22 protein-coding genes are annotated in these 22,738 nt (G+C 26.9%); all 22 read right to left on the bottom strand.

Translation table 11 applies throughout. The annotated features are described in order from the left end of the window. Window positions 1–54: 54 nt before the first annotated feature. The 22 genes from VJI77_RS04070 to mraY all read right to left on the bottom strand — a co-directional run bounded on the left by VJI77_RS04070 (window position 55) and on the right by mraY (window position 22,738). Window positions 55–1,887, bottom strand: coding sequence for an ABC transporter ATP-binding protein (locus VJI77_RS04070; RefSeq protein ID WP_323988376.1), 1,833 nt, complete (start codon window positions 1,885–1,887; stop codon window positions 55–57). Next, the gene (locus VJI77_RS04065; protein WP_323988375.1) at window positions 1,877–3,616 is read right to left on the bottom strand and encodes an ABC transporter ATP-binding protein; all 1,740 of its coding nucleotides are present in this window, start codon (window positions 3,614–3,616) and stop codon (window positions 1,877–1,879) included. Before VJI77_RS04065 ends, VJI77_RS04070 begins: the two co-directional genes overlap by 11 nt. 126 nt (window positions 3,617–3,742) lie before the next feature. Beyond that, window positions 3,743–4,405 carry a phosphate ABC transporter ATP-binding protein gene (locus VJI77_RS04060; protein WP_314720367.1) on the bottom strand — a complete coding sequence of 221 codons (663 nt, stop codon included), beginning with the start codon at window positions 4,403–4,405 and terminating at the stop codon, window positions 3,743–3,745. Then, window positions 4,377–5,234 (bottom strand): PstA family ABC transporter permease, encoded by an 858-nt coding sequence (locus VJI77_RS04055; RefSeq protein ID WP_323988374.1) that lies wholly within the window; start codon window positions 5,232–5,234, stop codon window positions 4,377–4,379. The genes VJI77_RS04060 and VJI77_RS04055 overlap by 29 nt, the downstream gene beginning before the upstream one ends. Continuing rightward, complete coding sequence (gene pstC, locus VJI77_RS04050) at window positions 5,221–6,084, bottom strand: phosphate ABC transporter permease subunit PstC (RefSeq protein WP_323988373.1); 864 nt, start codon at window positions 6,082–6,084, stop codon at window positions 5,221–5,223. The genes VJI77_RS04055 and pstC overlap by 14 nt, the downstream gene beginning before the upstream one ends. Before the next feature lie 82 nt (window positions 6,085–6,166). Next, window positions 6,167–7,099 carry a phosphate ABC transporter substrate-binding protein gene (locus VJI77_RS04045; RefSeq protein WP_323988372.1) on the bottom strand — a complete coding sequence of 311 codons (933 nt, stop codon included), beginning with the start codon at window positions 7,097–7,099 and terminating at the stop codon, window positions 6,167–6,169. An 87-nt stretch (window positions 7,100–7,186) separates the two neighbouring features. Continuing rightward, complete coding sequence (locus VJI77_RS04040) at window positions 7,187–7,858, bottom strand: HAD family hydrolase (protein ID WP_323988371.1); 672 nt, start codon at window positions 7,856–7,858, stop codon at window positions 7,187–7,189. A gap of 1 nt (window position 7,859) precedes the next feature. Further along, a complete protein-coding gene (locus VJI77_RS04035) occupies window positions 7,860–8,939 on the bottom strand; it encodes a hypothetical protein (RefSeq protein ID WP_323988370.1) in 1,080 nt (359 codons plus the stop codon). A gap of 4 nt (window positions 8,940–8,943) precedes the next feature. After that, entirely contained in the window at window positions 8,944–10,083 is a 1,140-nt protein-coding gene (gene hemW, locus VJI77_RS04030) for a radical SAM family heme chaperone HemW (protein WP_323988369.1), read from the bottom strand. Between the two features lie 48 nt (window positions 10,084–10,131). Next, window positions 10,132–11,940 (bottom strand): translation elongation factor 4, encoded by a 1,809-nt coding sequence (lepA, locus tag VJI77_RS04025; RefSeq protein ID WP_004832078.1) that lies wholly within the window; start codon window positions 11,938–11,940, stop codon window positions 10,132–10,134. Window positions 11,941–11,943: 3 nt separating this feature from the next. Next, the gene (lepB, locus tag VJI77_RS04020; protein ID WP_323988368.1) at window positions 11,944–12,516 is read right to left on the bottom strand and encodes a signal peptidase I; all 573 of its coding nucleotides are present in this window, start codon (window positions 12,514–12,516) and stop codon (window positions 11,944–11,946) included. Between the two features lie 42 nt (window positions 12,517–12,558). Then, window positions 12,559–13,095, bottom strand: coding sequence for a chromate transporter (locus tag VJI77_RS04015; protein ID WP_323988367.1), 537 nt, complete (start codon window positions 13,093–13,095; stop codon window positions 12,559–12,561). 9 nt (window positions 13,096–13,104) lie between these two features. Then, window positions 13,105–13,626 carry a chromate transporter gene (locus VJI77_RS04010; RefSeq protein ID WP_323988366.1) on the bottom strand — a complete coding sequence of 174 codons (522 nt, stop codon included), beginning with the start codon at window positions 13,624–13,626 and terminating at the stop codon, window positions 13,105–13,107. A gap of 1 nt (window position 13,627) precedes the next feature. Then, entirely contained in the window at window positions 13,628–14,428 is an 801-nt protein-coding gene (prmC, locus tag VJI77_RS04005; RefSeq protein WP_323988365.1) for a peptide chain release factor N(5)-glutamine methyltransferase, read from the bottom strand. A 14-nt stretch (window positions 14,429–14,442) separates the two neighbouring features. Then, a complete protein-coding gene (locus VJI77_RS04000; RefSeq protein ID WP_323988364.1) occupies window positions 14,443–14,934 on the bottom strand; it encodes a hypothetical protein in 492 nt (163 codons plus the stop codon). A gap of 186 nt (window positions 14,935–15,120) precedes the next feature. After that, complete coding sequence (nrdR, locus tag VJI77_RS03995; RefSeq protein WP_009354837.1) at window positions 15,121–15,567, bottom strand: transcriptional regulator NrdR; 447 nt, start codon at window positions 15,565–15,567, stop codon at window positions 15,121–15,123. Then, a complete protein-coding gene (ftsZ, locus tag VJI77_RS03990) occupies window positions 15,567–16,622 on the bottom strand; it encodes a cell division protein FtsZ (RefSeq protein ID WP_293439060.1) in 1,056 nt (351 codons plus the stop codon). Before ftsZ ends, nrdR begins: the two co-directional genes overlap by 1 nt. 80 nt (window positions 16,623–16,702) lie before the next feature. Beyond that, entirely contained in the window at window positions 16,703–18,211 is a 1,509-nt protein-coding gene (locus VJI77_RS03985) for a cell division protein FtsQ/DivIB (protein WP_323988363.1), read from the bottom strand. 2 nt (window positions 18,212–18,213) lie between these two features. Beyond that, window positions 18,214–19,323 carry an undecaprenyldiphospho-muramoylpentapeptide beta-N-acetylglucosaminyltransferase gene (murG, locus tag VJI77_RS03980; protein ID WP_323988362.1) on the bottom strand — a complete coding sequence of 370 codons (1,110 nt, stop codon included), beginning with the start codon at window positions 19,321–19,323 and terminating at the stop codon, window positions 18,214–18,216. Between the two features lies 1 nt (window position 19,324). Further along, window positions 19,325–20,356, bottom strand: coding sequence for an FtsW/RodA/SpoVE family cell cycle protein (locus tag VJI77_RS03975; protein WP_255260942.1), 1,032 nt, complete (start codon window positions 20,354–20,356; stop codon window positions 19,325–19,327). A gap of 71 nt (window positions 20,357–20,427) precedes the next feature. After that, entirely contained in the window at window positions 20,428–21,753 is a 1,326-nt protein-coding gene (murD, locus tag VJI77_RS03970; RefSeq protein ID WP_323988361.1) for a UDP-N-acetylmuramoyl-L-alanine--D-glutamate ligase, read from the bottom strand. Between the two features lie 13 nt (window positions 21,754–21,766). Continuing rightward, a complete protein-coding gene (gene mraY, locus VJI77_RS03965; protein WP_323988360.1) occupies window positions 21,767–22,738 on the bottom strand; it encodes a phospho-N-acetylmuramoyl-pentapeptide-transferase in 972 nt (323 codons plus the stop codon).

Genomic DNA, 22,738 nt, shown 5'->3' with positions numbered 1-22,738 from the left:
TTATATAACATAAAAAAATCAAAGTCAAATTACAGACTTTGATTTTTAATCTTATTAATCCAATTCAAATTTTCCTGTATATAATTGATAGTATCTTCCTTGTTTTTCAATCAATTCATCATGAGTTCCTATTTCTAAAATTTCTCCATTATCCAAAACAATTATTCTGTCTGAATTTGAAATTGTAGAAAGTCTATGAGCAATTATAAATACAGTTCTACCTTCCATTAAAACATACATGGCTTTTTGAACGACATTTTCTGTTTTTGTATCTATCGAAGAAGTAGCTTCATCAAGAATAAGAACCGGTTTATTTTCAAGTAATGCTCTTGAAATTCCAAGCAACTGTCTTTGACCTTGAGATAAATTTTCTCCACCACTTCTTAATACTGTATCATATTGTTCAGGAAGTTTTATTATAAATTCGTGAGCACCTGTTTTTTTACAAGCTTCGATACATTCTTCTCTTGTAGCTTCTAAATGTCCATATCTAAGATTTTCTAAAACAGTTCCCGTAAATAAATTAGTTTCTTGTAATACAACTCCTACATTTTTTCTAAGGTCAGCTTTTTTTATTGAATTTACATTTATTCCGTCAAATAAAATTTCTCCACTATTTACATCATAAAATCTGTTTATAAGGTTTGCAATTGTTGTTTTACCACTACCAGTAGCACCAACAAGTGCAATTTTTTCACCTTGTTTTGCAGTAATATTTATATTTTTTAAAACTGTTTTTTCCTTATTATATCCGAAAACAATATTTTTTATATCAATATTTCCTAGAACTTCTACTTTTTCTCCATTTTCTTTTACAAATTCATATTTGCCATTTTCTTGTTCTATTTCAACTTTACCCTTATCTACTTCAGGTTCTTGATCAATTAGAGCAAAAACTCTTTCAACACCAGCTAGACCCATAATAATTGAATTTAGTTGCATTGAAACTTGGTTGATATTTCCTGAAAATTGCTTTGTCATATTTAAAAATGGAACTACTATACTTATACTAATTACCATACCTGAAAGACTTAAATTATATACATTAAAGTATATTAAAAGACCTCCAACAATTGCAACAACAACATATAGAATATTTCCGATATTATTTAAAATTGGTCCAAGTATATTAGCATAAGAATTCGCCTTTTGAGAATCGTCAAATAATTTATAATTTACTTCATTAAATTTTTTCATTGATTCATCTTCATAATTAAAAACTTTTACAACTTTTTGTCCATAAATCATTTCTTCTAAATAACCTTCAGTTTTACCCAATGATTTTTGTTGCTCAATGAAGTATTTTCTTGAATGTTTACCAACATATTTTGTTACAAAATACATGGCAACAACACCTAGTAGAACGGTAAGTGTCATCCAAAAACTAAAATATAACATTATGCCAAAAACTGTTATAACAACAACTAATGATGCTAATACATTTGGTAAACTTTGTGAAATCATCTGTCTTAAAGCATCAACATCATTTGTATAATAACTCATTATATCCCCATGACCTTCAGTATCAAAATACTTCAAAGGAAGAGTTTGCATTTTTACAAACATCTTTTTTCGCATATGATAAAGAGTCCCTTGTGTTATAGTTGCCATTGCAAGATTATATACAGCTGTTAGAATCAAAGAAAGTATATCTACTCCAATTAATATTAAGATTAAAGTAATCATTTGTTTTGAAAAAACAGACCATGAAACTGAAGGATCTCTAGCTTCAAGTAAACTTACAATTCTTTGTATAAATAAACTTGGAATTGAGCTAACCCCAGCAGTAAATACTATTCCAACTAAAACTAAAGGAAAAAGTACAGGATAAGCTGTAAATACTTCTTTTATTACTCTGAATAAAATTGATTTTTTACTATTTTTCATCTACAACTCCTCCTTGTGTTAAATATAAATCACGATATAATCCTTCTTGTCTTACTAGAGTTTCATGATTTCCACTAGCAACTACTTTGCCCTTTTCAATTACCAAAATTATATCTGCATTTTGTACGGATAATATTCTTTGAGCGATTATAATTTTTGTAGTTTCAGGCATATAGGATTGTAAGCCTCTTCTTATCAATTCATCTGTTTTTGTATCAACAGCTGAAGTGGAGTCGTCAAAAATTAAAATTTTTGGTTTCTTAAGTAATGCTCTTGCAATACAAAGTCTTTGTTTTTGACCACCTGATAGATTTGCTCCACCTTGTTCAATATATTCATCGTATCCATTAGGCATTTTATTTATAATTTCAGTTGCTTGAGCAATATTACAAACTAAATCAAGGTCTTCATCAGTTGCATTTTTGTTTCCCCATTTTAAATTTTCTCTAATTGTTCCAGAGAATAAAGTATTCTTTTGAAGAACCACACCAACTTCTTCTCTTAATAATTCAATGTCAATATTTTCGATATTAATATTGTCAATTAAAATTTCTCCTGAATTTATATTGTAAAGTCTAGGAATTAATTGAACTAATGTACTCTTTCCAGAACCGGTAGCTCCAATTATTCCAACTGTACTGCCTGAAGGAATTTTAAATGAAACATCATTAATTACATTTTCTTTTGCGTCTTCTGAATATCTAAAAATTACATTTTTAAATTCAATTTCTCCACTATTTAATACTTTATGCAATGACTTTTCGTCTGTTATAGTTGATTCTGTATTTAAAACTTCTGAGATTCTCTTTGAAGATTCCATTGCCATTGTTAACATAACAATAACCATTGAAAACATCATTAGACTGCTCAAAATCATAAAACTGTAAGTCATAAGTGCAGATATCTGTCCAACATTAAAACTTGGATTAATTCCAGCTACTATGACATAGGAACCTAAAAACAAAATCAAAACAGTATCTACATATAAACAAAATTGCATTAAAGGTGCATACAATGATATTATTTTTTCTGCAATTGTAAAATCATGTTTTACTTCACTTGCAACTTTATCAAATTTCTCAATTTCAAAATCCTCGCGAACTAAAGATTTTACAAGTCTTATAGCCTTTATATTTTCTTGAATAGTATTATTCATATCATCATATTTATAAAATATTTTTTTGAAAATTTTCATCGCTTTTATAAGTATAAATGCAAGTCCAATTAAAAGTATTGGAACAACTATAACAAAAATAAATGCAAGTTTTCCACCCATAATAAATGACATAACAAAAGAAAAAACAAACATAAATGGACTTCTGATTGCCATTCTAATTGTCATCATATAAGCATTTTGAACATTTGTAACATCAGTTGTAAGTCTTGTAAGCAATGACGAATTAGAAAAAGAATCTATATTTTCAAAAGAAAATCCTTGAACTTTTTCAAAAATATCTTTTCTTAAATTTCTAGCAAATCCTGCAGATGCAACCGCACTTTTTTTACCTGCCAAAATTCCAAAAGCTAAAGAAAGCATTGCCATAACTACAAGAATCAAACCCTGTTTAAACAAATCTCCAATTGGAATATTTGATCTTATTCCATTTACCAAATTTGCAAGAATAAAAGGAATTATACATTCCATAATAACTTCAAAGACAATATAAATAACAGACATAATCGAGTCTTTTTTATATTCTCTTATACTTTTACTCAATGTTTTTACCATAAACTTCCTCCGTATAATATGTACCAATGAAAAAAACTTAAATATAAAAATACTTAAGTTTTATAAATTTTTGAATTAAAAATATCATTTTAAATATATACCCAACTAAAGTGAGATTATAAACATTTAAACTAATTTTTTGTTTTCTATTCTAATTATTCTATCTGCAAGTCTATTCGCTTGTTTTTCATTATGTGTTGAAATTATTATAGTATATTTTTTTGAAAGTTCTTTTATAAGAGATTCAATTATTATGGAATTATTTTCATCCAAAGAAGAACAAGGTTCATCAAAAATCAAAACTTCTGGGCAAGTTGTAAGCATCCTAGCAATACAAAGTCTTTGTCTTTGTCCCCCTGATAATTTTGAAGGAGAAAGACTTAAATTATCTTTTACCTCATCATATAAATTTACACTTTCCAATAAATTTTTAACTTTTTCCTTTTTGTTTTTGATTTTTCCCTCATAAAATTCCATTGCATAGGTAATATTTTTTTCTATTGAAAAGTCAAAAGGTTTAGAGTCTTGAAAAAGTGTAGAGATTTTTCTTTTTAATTCAATTGGTTTGATGTTTTTAATATTTTCTCCTCTAAAAAACACATCTCCCGTATAATTTCCACCATTTTCAATTAAAAATCCGTTCAAACAAGAAAGTAAAGTAGATTTTCCGGAGCCTGAACTTCCCATTATACAGATTATTTCATTTTCCTTTATATCTAAATTGACATCTTCTAAAATGCTTTTTTCTTTGTAGAAGATACTAAGATTTTTTATTTCTAATATATTCAACTATTTTACCTCCTATATTTCTCATTATTATTTCAGATAATAAATTTAATATTATTAAAAGTCCAATCAAAACCATAGCTGTCGCATATGCTTTTTTAGTTGCAACTGATTGACTTAGTAACATATGCAAATGGAATGGTAAAGCCATAACAGGATTAAATAATCCACTTGGTTTTGCCATAAATACAACTCCAGTCAAAAGTAAAGGTGCAGTTGCCCCTGCGGCATAACTTCCTGCTAAAATTGAAATTGAAACTATTTTATTGGAAATAGTAGGTAAAATTAACTTCCTACACATATAAATTTTATCAATTCCTAAAGCATAGCTATCTCTTATACATTGTCTATCAAATTCTTCAATTAATTTTTCAACATTTAGCTCCACAAAAGGAAAAACCATTAGTGAAAGAGCTATACTTGCTGTAAATAAACTCTTTGGAATATTTAAAGTTACTATAAAAAATCCATAGACAAAAAGTCCAATTATAATTGAAGGAATTGATGAAATACATTGAATAAGAAAACTCAAAAGCATCTTAATTATTTTTGATTCGCAAAAAATTTTATTGTAAATCGCAAAACAAATACCTAAAACTGTTGAAAAAAACATAGATAATATCATCAACAAAAATGATCCTATTATCGCATTTCTTATACCACCATCTACTCCAAGTGGCATTCCTTTAGGATTTTCCGTTAAAAATTTTAAATTTATTCCTGAAATTCCATTAAAAAACACAAAAGAAAATATCAAAAAAATTGCTGTCATAACTATAAAAATAGATATATATGCAAAAAGTTTAATTAAATTATCTTTAAATCTTATCATAGCTTTTACTCTTTCTGTTGATAACAAATAATAAAATATTAATGATTAAAACTAAAATCAAAAGTATAAATCCACTTGCAAAAAGTGCATAATAATGTTCACTATAGACTTCACTCATCCCTATTTCAAGTGCAATAAGCGATGGAATAGTCTGTGCTTTTGACAATAATTTTGGAAAAATCGGTGCATTTCCTATAACCATCATAACTGCCATTGTTTCCCCTATTGCTCTGGAGAATGAAATCATAAAGCCTGTTAAAATTGAAAAATGCAATTTCTTTAAAACTACTTTTCTGATAAAATACTCTTTACTTATTCCCAAAGCATCAGAATCTCTTTGGTATTTTTTCTTTATAAGTTCAATCGTTTCAATAAGGTTTGAAACAAAATAAGGTAAAATCATTATTGATAAAATAATACTTCCTGCAAGAACACTTTCTCCAGCGGAAATCTTAAATATTCTTTCTATATTTTTTACAATTATAATCATTCCGAAAAAACCATAAATTATCGACGGAATACCTGCCAAAATGTTTATAAGCCATATGAGAAAAACTTTCGAATTTTTTGTATAAAAACATATATATAAAGCTGTTCCAATAGCAATAGGAAGTGAAATAATACAAGCTAGAATAGATATAAATACACTTGCTAATAGTATATTAAAAATTCCAAAACTTCCGGAAACTTCAGTCGCATCCCAAACTCTTCCAAAAATAAATTTTAGAAAATTATTTTTAAGAAAAAATGGTAAGGACTGATTATACAAAAAGACTATTAGAGTCAACAAAAGTAAGATTGTAAATAATGTAAAAATATAGACTGTGTATTTAAAAACTTTATTTTTCATAATTACTCCAAAAAAGAGGAATACAAAAAGTATTCCTCAGTATTTTCTAAATTTTATTGCAAAACAATAAGGTTGTCCAATATTATTTGCTTGGTATGAATCCCATACTTTTTATAACTTTCTTTCCTTCTTCTGATTGAAGTAAATCAACAAATACTTTTTCAGTTGCAGTTAATTTTCCACTCTTCATAATGATTAAAGGTCTTGAAATATAGTAACTGTTATTTAAAATATTTTCTTCAGTTGGTTCAACATTATCAACTTTCATAGGAATTAACTTTCCTTGGTTTTGATTAGTAATACCATATGATGCATATCCAATAGCATTTTTATTTTCAATAATTTTTGAAACTAATGCACCCATTGAAGGAGCTTGAATCGCATCTTCTCTAACCTTAACATCTTTCATTATTTTCTTTTGGAAAACTTCATGAGCTCCACCACCTAAATCACGAGTTACAACTACAATTTCTTCATCAGGTAAAGATGGATCTACTTGTTTCCATGTTTTATATTCTCCTGAAAAAATCTTTATGATTTCTTCTTTAGTTAAATTTCCATTTTTAGCTTTTAAAATATTATTATCAGGATTAACACAAATACAAAGAGCGTCAAGACCTAAAGTATAAGATTCCAAATCCTTAACCTTTTCTTTTTCTGAATCCTTAATATCACGAGCAAGCATTCCAAAATTTGCAACTTTATCAAGAACAGCCTTAACTCCTGCACCTGAACCACCAGATGAAACAAAAATAGTTATATTTTCTTTTGGCAATGAAGAATCAACCTTATCCCAAGTTGTATATTTTTCAATAAAATCTGTAGCAATCTTATTGATTACAGGAGCTAAAGTTGAAGAACCACTAAAACTAATTTGTGCATTAACAGTATCAGACTTGCTTTCAGTTTTATTTGTTTCCTCTTTCTTTTCAGTATTTTGTTTTTGTCCTGAACAAGCAGTAAACATAATACAAACTGCTAAAAGAGCCGTTAATTTTTTTAAATATTTTTTCATAATATCCTCCTAAAATAAATACCTGCATATATTTTACAACAAAGAAAATATAATGTAAAATAGATTTTATTAATGGATATTAGTTATTTATAAGGAATTCTTATTATAATTTGTTAAATTCATTTCTTTAAAAAATTCTAAAACTTCTCCCAAATCTTCAAAGATATAATCTGCTTTTGTTTGATCTTGTCCGAAGAATTTATCTTTTATTGCAATTACTTTTATATTTGCATTTTTTCCTGCTTCTATTCCCCTCGTTGAATCTTCTATTACAAAAGCATCTTCATTGGAAACTTTTAAAAATTCACAGGCTTTTAGATAAACATCGGGATTTGGTTTGCTTTTTTTGACTTCGTCTGAGCTTACTATAAAATCAAAGTATTCTAAAATTTCACAATCTTTTAGTGCTTTTTCAATCGTCTTTTTAGGACTTGATGAGCAAACAGCAGTTTTTAGTTTATGTTCTTTTAAAAATACTAAAATTTCTTTTACAAAAGGCTTTAGAATTGCTTTATAGTCAATAGGATGTTCTAAAAAATACTTTCTATTTTCTTCTTCTATCTCAGAAATTGTATATTTTTTGTTGAGCATTTCATAAAGCAAATTATATGTTCCTTCCATATTCGTACCAATTAGTCTAAAAGTGTCTTCAAGTTTTCCTTTAAAACCTCTTTTAGAAATCCAATCATAAGTTCCCTTCATATAAAACATTTCTGAATCTATAAGGACTCCGTCCATATCAAAAAGTACAGCTTTCATATTATTTACCTCTATTTTTTAAACAATCATAATTATCACATATATATCTTACTAGCTTTAAATAGTTTTCTTTATATTTTCGATTCTTTTTATTTTTTATTGAATTTTTAATAATAAGATTTAAATTATCCAAAGCCAATATTAAAATCATAATTAAAAAAACTAAAAATCCTACCTTTAGATATGTTTTCAAATCTTCTGCTTTTGTAATATTGTTTTTTCCTATAAATAGAGAAATTTTAACTGCTATTGATGTCAAAATTAATCTTATAGTCGCAAAAACAGCAGAAATAAATGATGAAATAATAATTGTAGAGATTAAACCGGTTTTTACTATAAATGCTATTGCTATAGTTACCCCTTTATTTATAGCTTTTGAAATCAGCTCAAATGAATTTATATCAATATTTTTATTTTTTTCAAGTAAAAATTTCTCTCTTATCAAATCATTTTCAGTTGGAAATTTACTAAAAATAAATTCTTCTAAAAATTGTAAATTCTCGTGATTTGTCTTAATATAGTCTTTTACATCTCTATTAAGAAACTCTTTAAGTTGTAAACTATAACCGAAATATTCGTTGTCAAACCATTTATTTACATCATTATTTTTTGGAAATTCATTATCCTTAATTTTAAATTTTACATCATTAATATTATATAAGATAAAGAATAACTCAAAACTTAAAAATATAATATATGAATAATTAAATAAAGTTAAAAAGTGATTGTAAAATAAAAACTCAGATTTAAAAATAGAAATATATAATAGTAAATTCATATTTAAAAAAGCTAAAATTTTTACTAATATATTTAATGGATTTATAAAACTAAGTTTAAATTTAGTATATCTAATTAACATAAAATAAATCATATTCATACTGTTAAATATAAAAATAAATCCTAATAAAATTTGTAAAAAATCAAACACATAGGATAATTGAAAATCCAATAAGTAAAATGAAATTATAAAATAAATTGAATATACCAAAACCCATAAAATATTAAATATGGTATTAATAATTCTTAGTATTTTTTCATATTTTAAATTGATATTTTCTAATTTTTTTCTAAGTAATACCATTTTATCACCTTGTTTCCTTTAAATTACAATTTACAAAAAAGCTGTCCATTATGTCAAAACCTCTTTTTGTAAAATATATTCTATCATCTTTAATTTCGACTACATTATTTTCTAATCCTATTTTTACAGCTTTTTTATTCTCTTCTAAAAAGTCAGACTCAAAAAGTCTATTATAATCTGAAATTAAAAACCCCTCTTTTAAACGCATATTCATTATGATATATTCAAATTTTTTTGTAGGCATATCCAATTTTTCTCTAAAATCTACAGGAATATTTCCATTATGTAATTCTTTTATGTATTTTGAAAGATTAACTGTATTAGAAAATCTTTCATCATTTAAATAGGAATGAGCAGAAATCCCAAGTCCTAAATACTCTTTACAATTCCAATACTTTTTATTATGAACAGATTCTTTCCCGACTTTAGCAAAATTTGAAACTTCATATTGATTCATTCCCATTTCTTCTAATTTTTCTACGATTAGATGATACATTTTTCTTTCAGTTTCTTCATCTAAAAAATCCAATTTTCCTGCATTTTGTAATGCCTTAAATTTCGTCTTTTCTTCAATAATCAAAGCATAATAAGAGATATGTTCAGGATTTATATTTTTTACCATTTCCAAGTCATACAAAATATCATCTATTGTTTGACTTTGATAACCGAAAATTAAATCTAAATTTAAATCAAAGTCAAATTTTTTTACCAATTCAATACTATCAAAGGCTTCTTTGGAATTGTGATTTCTTCCAAGTTCTTTTAAAATTACATCATTAAAACTTTGTACTCCTATTGATATTCTATTTATTTTTGCTTTTTTATAGTATTCTAATTTTTTCTCATCAAAAGTTTTCGGATTTGTTTCAATTGATATTTCAATATTATCAAGAACTGTAAAATTTTTCTTTACTTTTTCTAAAATTTCAAAGATATATTTTCCGTCAATAAAACTTGGAGTTCCTCCTCCAATGAAAATAGAATCTATTAAAAAGTTTTTATTTCCTTTTAATTCAATTTCTTTTTTTAAAACTTCTACATACTCTTTAATTTTAGAATTTGCACCTTGAAATGCTGTAAAGTCGCAATAATTACATATTCTATCACAAAAAGGAATGTGAATATATAATCCCAATCTTTTCATTTTTTCTCCTATTAAGCAAAAAGCCTATCTTATAATAGGCTTTCTTATCTATTTTTCATCATATTTCAATACAGCTAAAAATGCCTGTTGAGGTACTTCTACGCTACCAATTTGTTGCATTTTCTTCTTACCTTCTTTTTGTTTTTCGAGTAATTTTCTCTTTCTTGAAATATCTCCACCATAACATTTTGCAAGTACGTCTTTTCTCAAAGCTCTTACAGTTTCTCTGGCGATTACTTTAGAACCTATTGAAGCTTGAATAGGTACTGCAAATTGATGTCTAGGAATTTCATCTTTAAGTCTTTCAACTATATTTCTCGCTCTTTCGTAAGATTTTTCACGATGAACTATTATTGAAAAGGCATCAACTAAATCTCCATTAATTAAAATATCCAATTTAGCTAAATCTGAACGTTGATATCCTTTTAATTCGTAATCAAGTGAAGCATAACCCTTTGTTTTTGATTTTAATGCATCAAAAAAGTCGTAAATAACTTCATTCAACGGCAATATATATCTTAGACTTACTCTATGTTGATCAAGATATTCCATATTTTCAAAAACTCCTCTTTTGTTTTGACATAAGTCCATAATAGTTCCGACATAGTCTTTTGGAGTCATAATATTTGCCTCAACAATAGGCTCTTCCATATATTCTATTTCAGTTTCTTTAGGCAAATTGCTTGGGTTTTGGATTTCAAGTATTTCTCCTGTTTTTTTGGCAACTTTATAGATTACAGATGGAGCTGTTGTAATTATATTCAAATCAAACTCTCTATCTAGTCTTTCTTGAATAATCTCCATATGCAATAGTCCCAAAAATCCACATCTAAACCCAAAGCCAAGTGCAACAGAACTTTCTGGTTCAAAAGATAGAGAAGCATCATTTACTTGAAGTTTCTCTAAAGCTTCCCTTACACTGTTAAAATCCTCCCCTTCTGCGGGATAAATTCCACAATAAACCATTGGAATAACTTTTTTATATCCAGGTAAAGCTGAGTCAGTCATATTTTCAAAATCTGTAATAGTATCCCCAACTCTTGCATCTTTTACATTCTTTATACTTGCAACTACATAACCTACATCTCCGGCTTTTAGCTCTCCAGTTTGAACATTTCCTGATGCAGTATAACCAACTTCAGTTACTTCAAATTTTCCTTTAGTTGCCATCATATAAATTGTCATTCCCTCTCTTAAAGTTCCTTCAACTACACGAACATAGGAAACAACACCTTTATATGAATCATAATATGAATCAAAGATAAGTGCTTTAAGTGGTGCATTTTCATCTCCAGTTGGAGCAGGGACATTATTTACAATATCTTCCAGTACATCTTCAATATTAAGTCCCTCTTTTGCAGAAACTAAAGGAATTCCCTCTGTATCAAAGCCTGTTATTTCTTCAATTTCATCTTTTACTTCATCAATTCTAGCTGACGGTAAATCTATTTTATTTATAACTGGTAAAATTTCTAAATCTTGTTCTAATGCTAAATATACATTTCCAAGAGTCTGAGCTTCAACACCTTGAGTTGCATCAACAACTAAAATAGCTCCCTCACAAGCAGCAAGACTTCTTGATACTTCATAAGTAAAGTCAACATGTCCCGGAGTGTCAATAAGATTTAAAACATAAGTTTCTCCGTCTTTTGCTTTGTAGAAAAGTTTTACAGCTTTTAACTTTATAGTAATTCCTCTTTCTCTCTCAAGATCCATACTATCTAAAACCTGTTCTTCCATTTCCCTTTTAGTCATCATTCCTGTTTTTTCTATCAATCTATCTGCAAGTGTAGATTTTCCATGATCTATATGTGCAATTATAGAAAAATTTCTAATATTCTTCTGTTCTATTTTCATAAATTATTTTAAACCTCCAAAATTATTAAAAGGATAGTATCTAAATATAATTTTTCCAACAATGTCAGATCTTGGAATAACTCCTAAATCTCTACCATCTCTACTATTTGACCTATTATCCCCCAAAACGAAAACATAGCCTTTAGGAACTTCCCATTTTGTAGTATTATTATGTGGAGTTGTAACATTTGTACTTACATAGTTCTCTTCCAACATTTTTCCATTCAAATAAACTCTATCATTAATTATTTCAACAGTATCTCCTTCAACTGCAATAACTCTCTTTAAGTAGTATTTCTTTGCATCAGGAACATAAAAGTCGATAATATCTCCACGAGTTATATTCTTCTTCATAAAAAACAATTTATTAACCATAAGTCTATCACCATGATTTACAGTAGGATTCATACTTCTTCCATCTACAATAGTACTTGTAACAACAAAAGTTCTTATTCCAAAACTTATTAAAAGTGCAAGAATTATAACTTTCGCATAATCAAAGAAAATTTTCCAAAAATTCTTTTCTTCCTGTTCATGACTATTTTTCTCTTCTTCATCATATCTATCATCAATCATAATTTCCTCCAAATTCAGATAGAATTATTTTATCATCTTTAATTAATGTCTATCCACTAAAAACTTACAATATAAAACATAACCAAATCCGCCTAAAAATATTACTAGAAATGGACTTATTTTAAAATAACTAACTAATATTAAAACTAATAAACTAAAAATATAGTGAACAGCCTTTAACTTTGTTTTTTTTCCAAGTATTACAACAGCAGAAGCTAGCACTGCTATTAAAGCTGGTTTAACTGCAATAAAAAATTTACTGACATAGTAATTCGCACTCATATCCTTAAAAAACATCGCTATTATAAGAATTGATAAAAATGCAGGTAAAATTGAACAGAATAAACAAACTAATGCTCCTGCCAACCCTTTTATCTTATATCCTACAATAATACTAATATTGCAACCCAAAACTCCTGGAACACTTTGTGCTATGCCAAGTGCATCTAGAAACTCTTCTTGAGTCATATATTTCCTTTTTTCAACAATTTCTTTATTTATAACCGGAATCATCGCAGCTCCACCACCAACCGTCAGAGTGCTTATCCACAAAAACGTCTTAAATAATTGAAATAACATAATTACCTCCTAAATAATCCACATTCCGATTATACCAGTTAAAAAAATTGCAATTATCGGATGTAAATTTTTATAAGTAGTTAAGTAAAATATTATTCCAAAAGTAATTATCGAATATATAGTATAAAAGTCAGAATCAATAACAGACACACAACTAGATGCAATCAATCCAAGTACGACAGGTCTAATCCCAACAAAAAAGTTCTTTATATGTACATTATCTTTAAATTTTTGCATAAAAAAAACAATTAAAGTAATTAAAATAAAACTTGGTAAAACAACCGCCATAGTAGTTATAATAGATCCAATAACTCCGTTACCTACAGTATATCCTACAAATGTTGCAAGATTTATCGCAATTGGACCTGGTGTTATTTGTGAAATTGTAACAAAATTTATAAAGTCATTCATTCCAATCCAATCATATTTATCTACAACCATAGATATAATCAGTGGAATCATTGCATATCCTCCACCAAAATTATATGCTCCAATGAATAAAAACACTAAAAACAAGCTAATTAAACTCATTTTATCTCCTCTTACCTATTATTATTCTATCAAAACCTGCAAAATCTTTTTTTTGAAGTAAAATTTCAAATCCATTTTCAATTAGTAAATTAGAAATAATTTTCATTTGATTATATCCTATTTCAAAAGCTAAAACTCCATTTGCAGATAAATAATCCAAAGAACCCGAAATTATTTTTTTATAAAAGAATAATCCATCTTTTCCACCATATAAGGCATTTTGAGGCTCAAAAGATAATTCTTTTTCCAGTGTTTTCATGTCGACCTCATCAATATAAGGAGGATTTGAAACTATAATATCAAAATTTTTCTCCTTTATATTTGAAAAAATATCACTTTCAAAAAAATCCACATTTTTTAGATTCAACTTCTCTTTATTTTTATTTGATAATTTTATAGCTTCTTTGTTTATATCAATACCATAAACATACGATTTTTTCAAATTATCAGCCAGTGCAAGACTTATAGCTCCACTTCCACAGCCTATATCTAAAATTTTATCCTTTTTACAATCCAATTTTAAAATTTCATCAACCAAAATTTCCGTCTCAAATCTTGGAATTAAAGCAGATTCATCAACAAACAACTCCAAACCATAAAATTCCCATTTTCCAAATATATATTGTAATGGATAATTTTGTTTTCTTTTTTCTATTATTTCTAGAAATTCATTGTATATAGAATCAACACAAAATGTCAATTCCATTTTTAATTCAACAGATTTTTTACCCGTTAAAAATTCTAAAATTAACCAATTTTCATTAGAATTACCATGTTTTTCAATTAATTCTTTTATGTTCATAGAAAACTCCAATCCTAAGAAATTTTAGAATATAACTCATAAATAAAATTATAAAAATCATCTGAAATAGTTATTAAAAATGACGCATCATTATATTTTAAACTAGCAGTCCTACCTTCAGAGGATAATGTAATACTAAGAATATTATTATTACTTTCAAAAGATATTGTTATATCTTCGTTATCCATAGTAAGTTTAGAATCAGAAACAAATTTATTAAACTCTAACTTTGAAATAACATCATCCATTAATTTTTTATCTTCAATAATATATTTTTTATCATTTTCTACTTTAGTAATTACTATTTTATTTAATTCTTGCGGAGATAGGTATTTTTTTTCAATTTTTAAAACATCATTATGATTTATATCTGTAACAATATAATACTTTTCTCTCTCTTTTCTAATTCTTCCTCTTTCAACAATTGAATTATAAGTAATTAATCCTAATCCAATAATTTCTATAATAAAAACTATTATAATAATATTTTTAATATTTTTTTTCATAAAATACTCCCCTGACAATTATGCCTCAAACAAATTAAAATATTAATCTTAATCCACTATTATTTTATCACAATTTAGAAAAAAAATAAATTAAAATTGACAATAAGTACATAAACTCTAATTATTATGTTTAAATATAGTTATAAAATTTTTGACAAAAAAAGAGATGAATTTTTTATTCATCTCTTAAAATTCTTTTTGTAAATACTCCATAAATGATTTTATATCTTTAAAATCCTTATAAACTGCTGCAAAACGAACATAAGAAACCTCATCAAGTGATTTTAAATATTTCAAAACCAATTCCCCAATCTGAGTAGATTTAATTTCATTTTTGTAATTTTGTCTAATATCTTTTTCAATATTATCTATAACAGACTCTATCTCTTTGTCTTTAATAGTTCTTTTTTCACAACATTTTTTTATACCGGCAAAAACTTTATTTCTAGAAAAAATTTGTCTAGATCCATCTTTTTTTAACACAAAAATTACAAACTCAGGCATTTTCTCATATGTTGTAAATTTATAATCACAAATCTCACAAACTCTTCTTCTTTTAACATAAGTTTTATCAATAGAATTTCTAGAATCTAGAACTCTAGTAGTTTCCGCTCCGCAGTTAGGACATTTCATTATCTTAAGAAACTTGGAATATCTAACTCTAATCCATCATCTTTTTTATCTGATGCAAGTTTTTTTTCAATACCGGATGATTTTCTAATTCCACCTGCTACAAGAGGGTCAAATCCAGTAGCTATAACAGTAATCTTAATATCATCTCCAAGAGATTCATCAACACCTGTACCGAAAATTACATTTGCATCTCCATCTATTGCTTCTCTAATTAATTCGGCAGCTTCATGAGCTTCAAAAAGTCCAACATTAGCTGCAGTAACATTAAGAAGAACAGCACTTGCTCCATCTATAGAAGTTTCAAGTAATGGACTGTTAATTGCCATTTTAGCAGCTTCAACAGCTCTATTATCTCCACTTGCAATACCAATACCCATATGAGCAACACCTTGATCTTGCATTACTGATTTAACATCTGCAAAATCTAAATTAATTATACTAGGAATAGCAATTAAATCTGAAATACCTTGAATACCATTCATTAGAACTTCATCTGCCATAGCAAAAGCTTCTAACATTGTTGTTCTCTTTTCAGAAATTTGAATCAATTTATCATTTGGAATAGTAATTAATGTATCTACTTTTTCTTTAAGTGCTTCAATTCCTTGTTCAGCTTGAACAGCTCTTTTTTTACCTTCAAATGTAAATGGTTTAGTAACTACACCAACAGTTAAAACGCCCATTTCCTTTGCAATGCCAGCAACTACTGGAGCAGCACCTGTACCAGTTCCACCACCCATTCCAGCAGTAATAAATACCATATCAGTTCCTTCAAGAGATTTCATTATTTCTTCTTTACTTTCTTCAGCTGCTTTTTCTCCAATTGATGGGTTAGCTCCTGCACCAAGTCCTCTTGTTAACTTTTCTCCTATTTGAATTTTTGTTTCTATGTCAATAGAATTTAAAATTTGTCTATCAGTATTTACTGCAACGAAATCAACACCTCTTAAACCAGATTGTTTCATTCTTGAGATAGCGTTGTTTCCGCCACCACCTATACCAAAGACTTTAATTTTAGCTAAGCCACTTCCACATACTTCCATTTCAAATGCCATTTTAATTTCCTCCTATATTCTTTTCTACTTATTTTTTAGGTAACCACTGTTATTATACTAAATTTTTAAATAAAATTCCACTATTTTTTTACTATTATTGGATTATCTCCAACATTTAATATAATTTCTTTTGCATTTATTCCTTCTACTTGAATTTTCTTAAGTAAAATTCCAATTATTTGTGTCTTTTTTGCATAATCATTTAAATCACCAAATGTAACTTTTAAAGAATTTTTCATTTGGATTACTATTTCTTTATCATTTGTAAAGTCAATACTAACTACATTTGGATAATATTCTTTGGACAAAATGTCTACTAAGAATTTAACTTTAGTAGTATCATTTGAAAAATCTTCTCCAACTTTTAAATCAGTTTCTGAAATTCCCTTTAATTGAGCTCCCGATGCCTTAGAATTGTCAGTTGCAACCTCTTTTACCTTACCGTAATTATCAATAGTTGTTAACCCGCTAGCAGTATTAATATAAGAACTAACATAATTTTCTTTTACTTCTATTTCAATTATATTAGGATAATTTTTTCTAACCTTTACATTCTCAATATTTGGAAGAGCCTTTAAATTTTTTTCAATTTTACTAGAAGATGTTAAAAATATATTATCTCCAATATTTACACCACTTTTAGAAACTATAAGTTCTTTTTCATTTGCTACATTTCCAACTACTTTTACATAATCAATCTTAAATAAATCATGAGTAAGTCCAAAATAAACCATTATCCCTGCACAGGCCAATAAAAAAGTTAACATAAACTTCAAGAAAAGTCTTAATCCTCTTTTTCTCTTCTTTTTATTACCTTTTTTATCTATATAATACTCATCATCATCATCTTCTTCGTCATCATCTTCTTCTGATTCATTATGACTATCAATAACTTCATCATAATAATTTGCCTTTTGATTTACGTTCACATAAGTAGTTTGAGTCATATCAATATCATTATCTAGACTGCCAAAATCATCATCTTCTTCAGTATTATTTTCTTCTATACTTCCAAAGTCGTCATCATCTTCTGATTCATTAGCTACAACTTGACTAGTTTCAAACAATGATTCATAATTATTTTCTTTACTTGATTCTTCTGTATTAGCTATCTCATATTGATTAAAAATTGAACCTTCTTCTCCATTTTCTTCATCATAAAAAAGATTTTCAGATGCTTCTTTTTGTGTAATGCTTTCATTGGATTCCAAACTGCCAAAATCATCATCATCTTCTAACTCAACTTGTTTATCTGAATTAGTATCATTCAAATTTAAATAGCTAGAACTTTGAAATTCATTTTCTGCCATATTATCTTTTTCAGGAATTTCTTGAATAACTTCATCTTCAATATTATCATTAGAAGAAAAAGTGTCTTCCCCCATTTCTTCAGAAACAGGATGTTCTTTCTCGTAATTTAATTTTTCAAAATCTACACTTTTGAAATCTTCAAAAAAAGATTCATCCAAAACATTACTGCTAGCCTTTAACTTATCATATTCGTAAAATTCATCATTTACTGAACTATCAGAATTGTTACTCTTTACAAATATTTTAGGCTTCTTACCTTTTCTGTTATCTCCAGCCATATCTATCTCCCTTTAAATTTATCATAAAAAATTGAAACAAAATCATTTACTGCATTAGGAGTTGCTAACTTCTTTGCACTATTTTTCATTTGTTCAAGTTTATTATTGTCAAAAATTATTTTTTCTATATTTTCCCATAATAAATCAGAATTTAAGTCTTTTTCGAGTATAAGCTCAGCAGCACCAATATCTTTATACGCTCTTGCATTAAATTCTTGGTGATTTTCTGTAGTATATGCTTTTGGTATTAGTATACTTGCTAAGCCTATTTTTGATATTTCAGCTAATGTTATTGCTCCAGAACTTGTTATAACCAAATCTGAAACTCCATAAGCTTTATCCATTTCAATCATATACGGCAAAATTTTTACATTCTTTCCTAATTTAATATTTTTATTTTTTATATCTTCTAAAAATTTATCATAATTGCTTTTTCCAGTTACATGAATTAAAGAAATTTTATTATTATCATAGAATTTATCTAAAATTCCTAAAATTGCTTTATTAAGCTCTTCACTACCGTTACTTCCCCCAAAAGAAAAAATATTCTTGGAATTTTCATCAAGTTCAAAAAATTTTATTGATTCTTCTCTATTCAAATTTTGAAATCTATTTCTAATTGGATTTCCAGTAACTACACATTTCTCATTGTTCTTAAAAAATTTTATTGATTCTTTAAATGTAACAGCCATTGAATCTACATATCTAGATAAGATTCTATTAGTTATTCCAGGATAACTATTTTGTTCGTGAAATATTGTATAAATTCCAAGTTTATGAGCTTTATACAAAACTGGTCCTGTTACAAACCCCCCTGTTCCTATTGCAATATCTGGTTTAAACTCCTTCAATATCTTCTTTGCTTGTGATAGTCCTTTAAACAGAATAAAAATTGATTTAAAAAACTTTTTATTAATTTTTCTTGGTAATCCCATTACTTCAATTGATTTAAAATTTATATTCAAACTTGGAATTAATTCACTTTCCATACTGTTCTTAGAACCTATATATAAAATTTCTATATTTTCATCTCTTTTTTTTAATTCTTCAATTATCGCAACAGCAGGATATATATGTCCTCCTGTTCCGCCTCCTGATATTACAACTTTCATATTATCTCCCTTTAGTATCATGTCTAACAATTCCTAGAATAATTCCAATCATTATTGAAGTCATAACCAATGATGAACCACCGTAACTTACAAAAGGTAAAGTTACTCCTGTTGGAGGAATTGACCCAGTAGCTGTTCCAATATTGACTAATGTTTGTAATCCTATTGAAAATGTTATTCCTAGTATTACCATTCTTCCATATAAGTTCTTAATATTTCTTGAAATCATTATTCCTAAATATGCCAAGTAAATATATACTCCAATTAAGAACACAGAACCTATAAATCCAAATTCTTCTGCAATAGTTGCAAAAATAAAATCATTATGAGCTTCTGATAAAGTATACTTTTGTCTTCCATTTCCTAAACCAACACCTAAAAGAGATCCATTTGTTATAGCAAAAAGAGACTTTATAAGTTGCCAAGATTTTGAATCTCTATACTTTAAAGGATTTATAAAAGCTTGAATTCTACTAGTTCTACTATATCCTGAATTTAATAAATATATTACTCCAAAACTCGCAATAGATATTCCAAGTCCAGAAAACATTATTGCCTTTTTATCCATACCTGCTATTATATACATAGCTGTTATAGTCCCTATAATTATCAATGTATTCGAAAAATCAGGTTGAATCATAACAGAGAATGATGCTAACCCAACAATTACTAAATATTTAAAAAATACATTTTTAAAAGTAAAATTATTTTTATATTTATCAATAATATATGCCATTAACATTATAGATGCAATTTTCATGAAATCAGAAGGCATAAATGTTAAAGGTCCTATTTTTATCCATCTTCTCGCATTATAAACATTAATTCCTATTGGAGAATACACTAAAAAACCCATTAAAAAAACTAATATAAAAATTATTTTACTATATTTTTTTAATTTCAAAATATTCACTTGTGAAAAAATAAATATCGATATAATAGATAAAGCTACAAATAATGTATGCTTTTTTATTATTTCTATTTCATTTCCTTTTAGTCTATAGCTATATGGCCAACTTGTACTAAATACCATTATACCTCCAAACAGAAGTAGAAATAGTACAACCATGACTAATTTCTTAGTGTATTTATCATATTTATTCATTATAATTCATTTACCAACTTCTTAAATAAATTTCCTCTTTCTTCATAGCTTTTAAACATATCCCAACTTGCAGAAGCAGGAGAAAGTAAAACATTATCACCTCTTTCAGCAATTTCAATACATTTTTCTATAACTTCTTTATAATCATTAACAATTATATTATTTTCAAACCCATTCTTCTTCGCAGTATCACAAAATTTATATTTTGTATCTCCAACTAAAATTAATGCCTTTACCTTTCCATTAAAACTTTCAAATAATGGATTAAAATCAACATTTTTATCATAACCACCTAAAATTAATATTATAGGTTTTTCTAAAGCCTCAATAGCTTTTATAGTTGAATCTACATTTGTTCCTTTAGAATCATTATAAAATTTTATTCCATTAAAATCTCTAACGAACTCAATTCTATGTTCAACGCCACCAAAATTTTTACATGCAAAAATTATGGTATCCATAATTATACCATAATTATAACAGATTGCCAAAGAAATTAAAACATTTTGAGCATTATGCTTTCCTAAAATTTTTAAATCTTTCATAGAAAATAGCTTTTTATCATTGTGATAAAAATTATTTTCACTTAAATAAAAGTCTGCATTTTTATTATTTAAAGAAATTTTTGTTACATTAGTATTTTCTACATTAATCTTACCTAAAATTTCATCATCAATATTTAAAATAAGATTTCCATTTTTATCCATATTTTTAAATATTTTTAATTTATCTTCTATATAGTTATCAAAACTTCCATGCCAATCAATATGATCTGGAGTAATATTTCCTATAGAAGCAATATAAGGTTTAAAATTTTCAATATTATGTAGCTGAAAACTGCTAACTTCTATAATATTTACAGTTTCATCATCTGAATTAAAAATCTCCCAAAGCATTCCTATTCCGATATTTCCAACCACTCTTGATTTAATATTTGCAGTTTTAAAAATTTCTCCAACTAAAGTTGTTGTAGTAGTTTTTCCATTTGTCCCAGTTATCGCAATTATTTTTCTTTTTGGAAATAGTGTATATGCTAATTCCAAGTCAGTATAAACAGGAACTTTTCTATAAGTAAAATATTCTATTATTTCATTAGAAGGTTTAATTCCGGGACTTTTAACTATAAAATCAAATGTATAATCTTTATAATTTTTTATGAATTTATAATTATACCCTTTAAGATTTTCAAAAACATTTTGTAATTCTGATTTTTCCTTATCATCATAACAGTAAACGTCCGCATTTAATGAGCACAGTGTTTTTATAGTTGAAATACCTGATAAACCTAATCCAATAACTAAAACTTTTTTATTTAAAATTTCCATAAAACACTCCTAATTAAATACGAAAGAAAAGATAGACAGCTATAATTGACAATAGTCCGCTGATTACTGCAAAAGCTGTAACAATTTGAGGTTCTTTATATCCCTTTAATTCATAATGATGATGTATCGGACTCATCAAGAAAACTCTTTTTTTATTTCTAGTTTTATAACTAACTACTTGAATGATAACTGATAGTGCTTCCATCACATATATTCCACCAATAATAGGTAAATAAAAAATCATTCCATTTAATATACATATTGTGGCTATTGCACCGCCTAAGGCCATTGAACCAGTATCTCCCATAAAAACTCTAGCTGGATAAGAATTAAACATAACAAATCCCATTAAACTTGCCATAAATACTAGTGAGAAAACCCCAACGTCCGGAAATCTTGATGCACTTATAACAGCTAGTCCTAAAAATACAGGTATTGAAACAGAAGATGAAAGGCCGTCTAATCCATCTGTTAAATTAGTCGCATTTGCTGTTCCTATCATTACAAAAATTAATATAGGATAAATAAACCATCCAAAATTAACCGCACCTTTTACAAAAGGAATTAATTGATATCTTAAATCTGTTCCTACTACCTTCTCTATGAATATAATTACAGCTATACTTATTATAAATTGAATTACTAATTTTTGAATTTCAGTAAGACCTAATGATCTTTTCATAATAAGTTTAAAGAAATCATCTAAAAATCCTATTAATGTAAAACCTAACATTCCAATCAATACTGCAAATACTTCTTTAGAAAAATTACCTAAACAAAATGTTGTAAGAATTATTGCAATTACAAAAAATACTCCACCCATTGTAGGTGTTCCTGCTTTAGACAAATGACTTTGCGGACCATCATCTCTAATATTTTGACCCAGTTTAAATTTTCTTAAATATGGAATAGAAACTTTTGCTATAAAAATTGTTAGAAAAAAACTAACTAAAATACTCCATATTGTAAAATTTGTTATTCTCAT

It is taken from the genome of Parvimonas sp. D2 (assembly GCF_035282635.1).
Classification (GTDB): domain Bacteria; phylum Bacillota; class Clostridia; order Tissierellales; family Peptoniphilaceae; genus Parvimonas.
The sequence above is the reverse complement of the archived record's forward strand: the minus strand, read 5'-3'. Positions and strand labels throughout refer to the sequence as shown.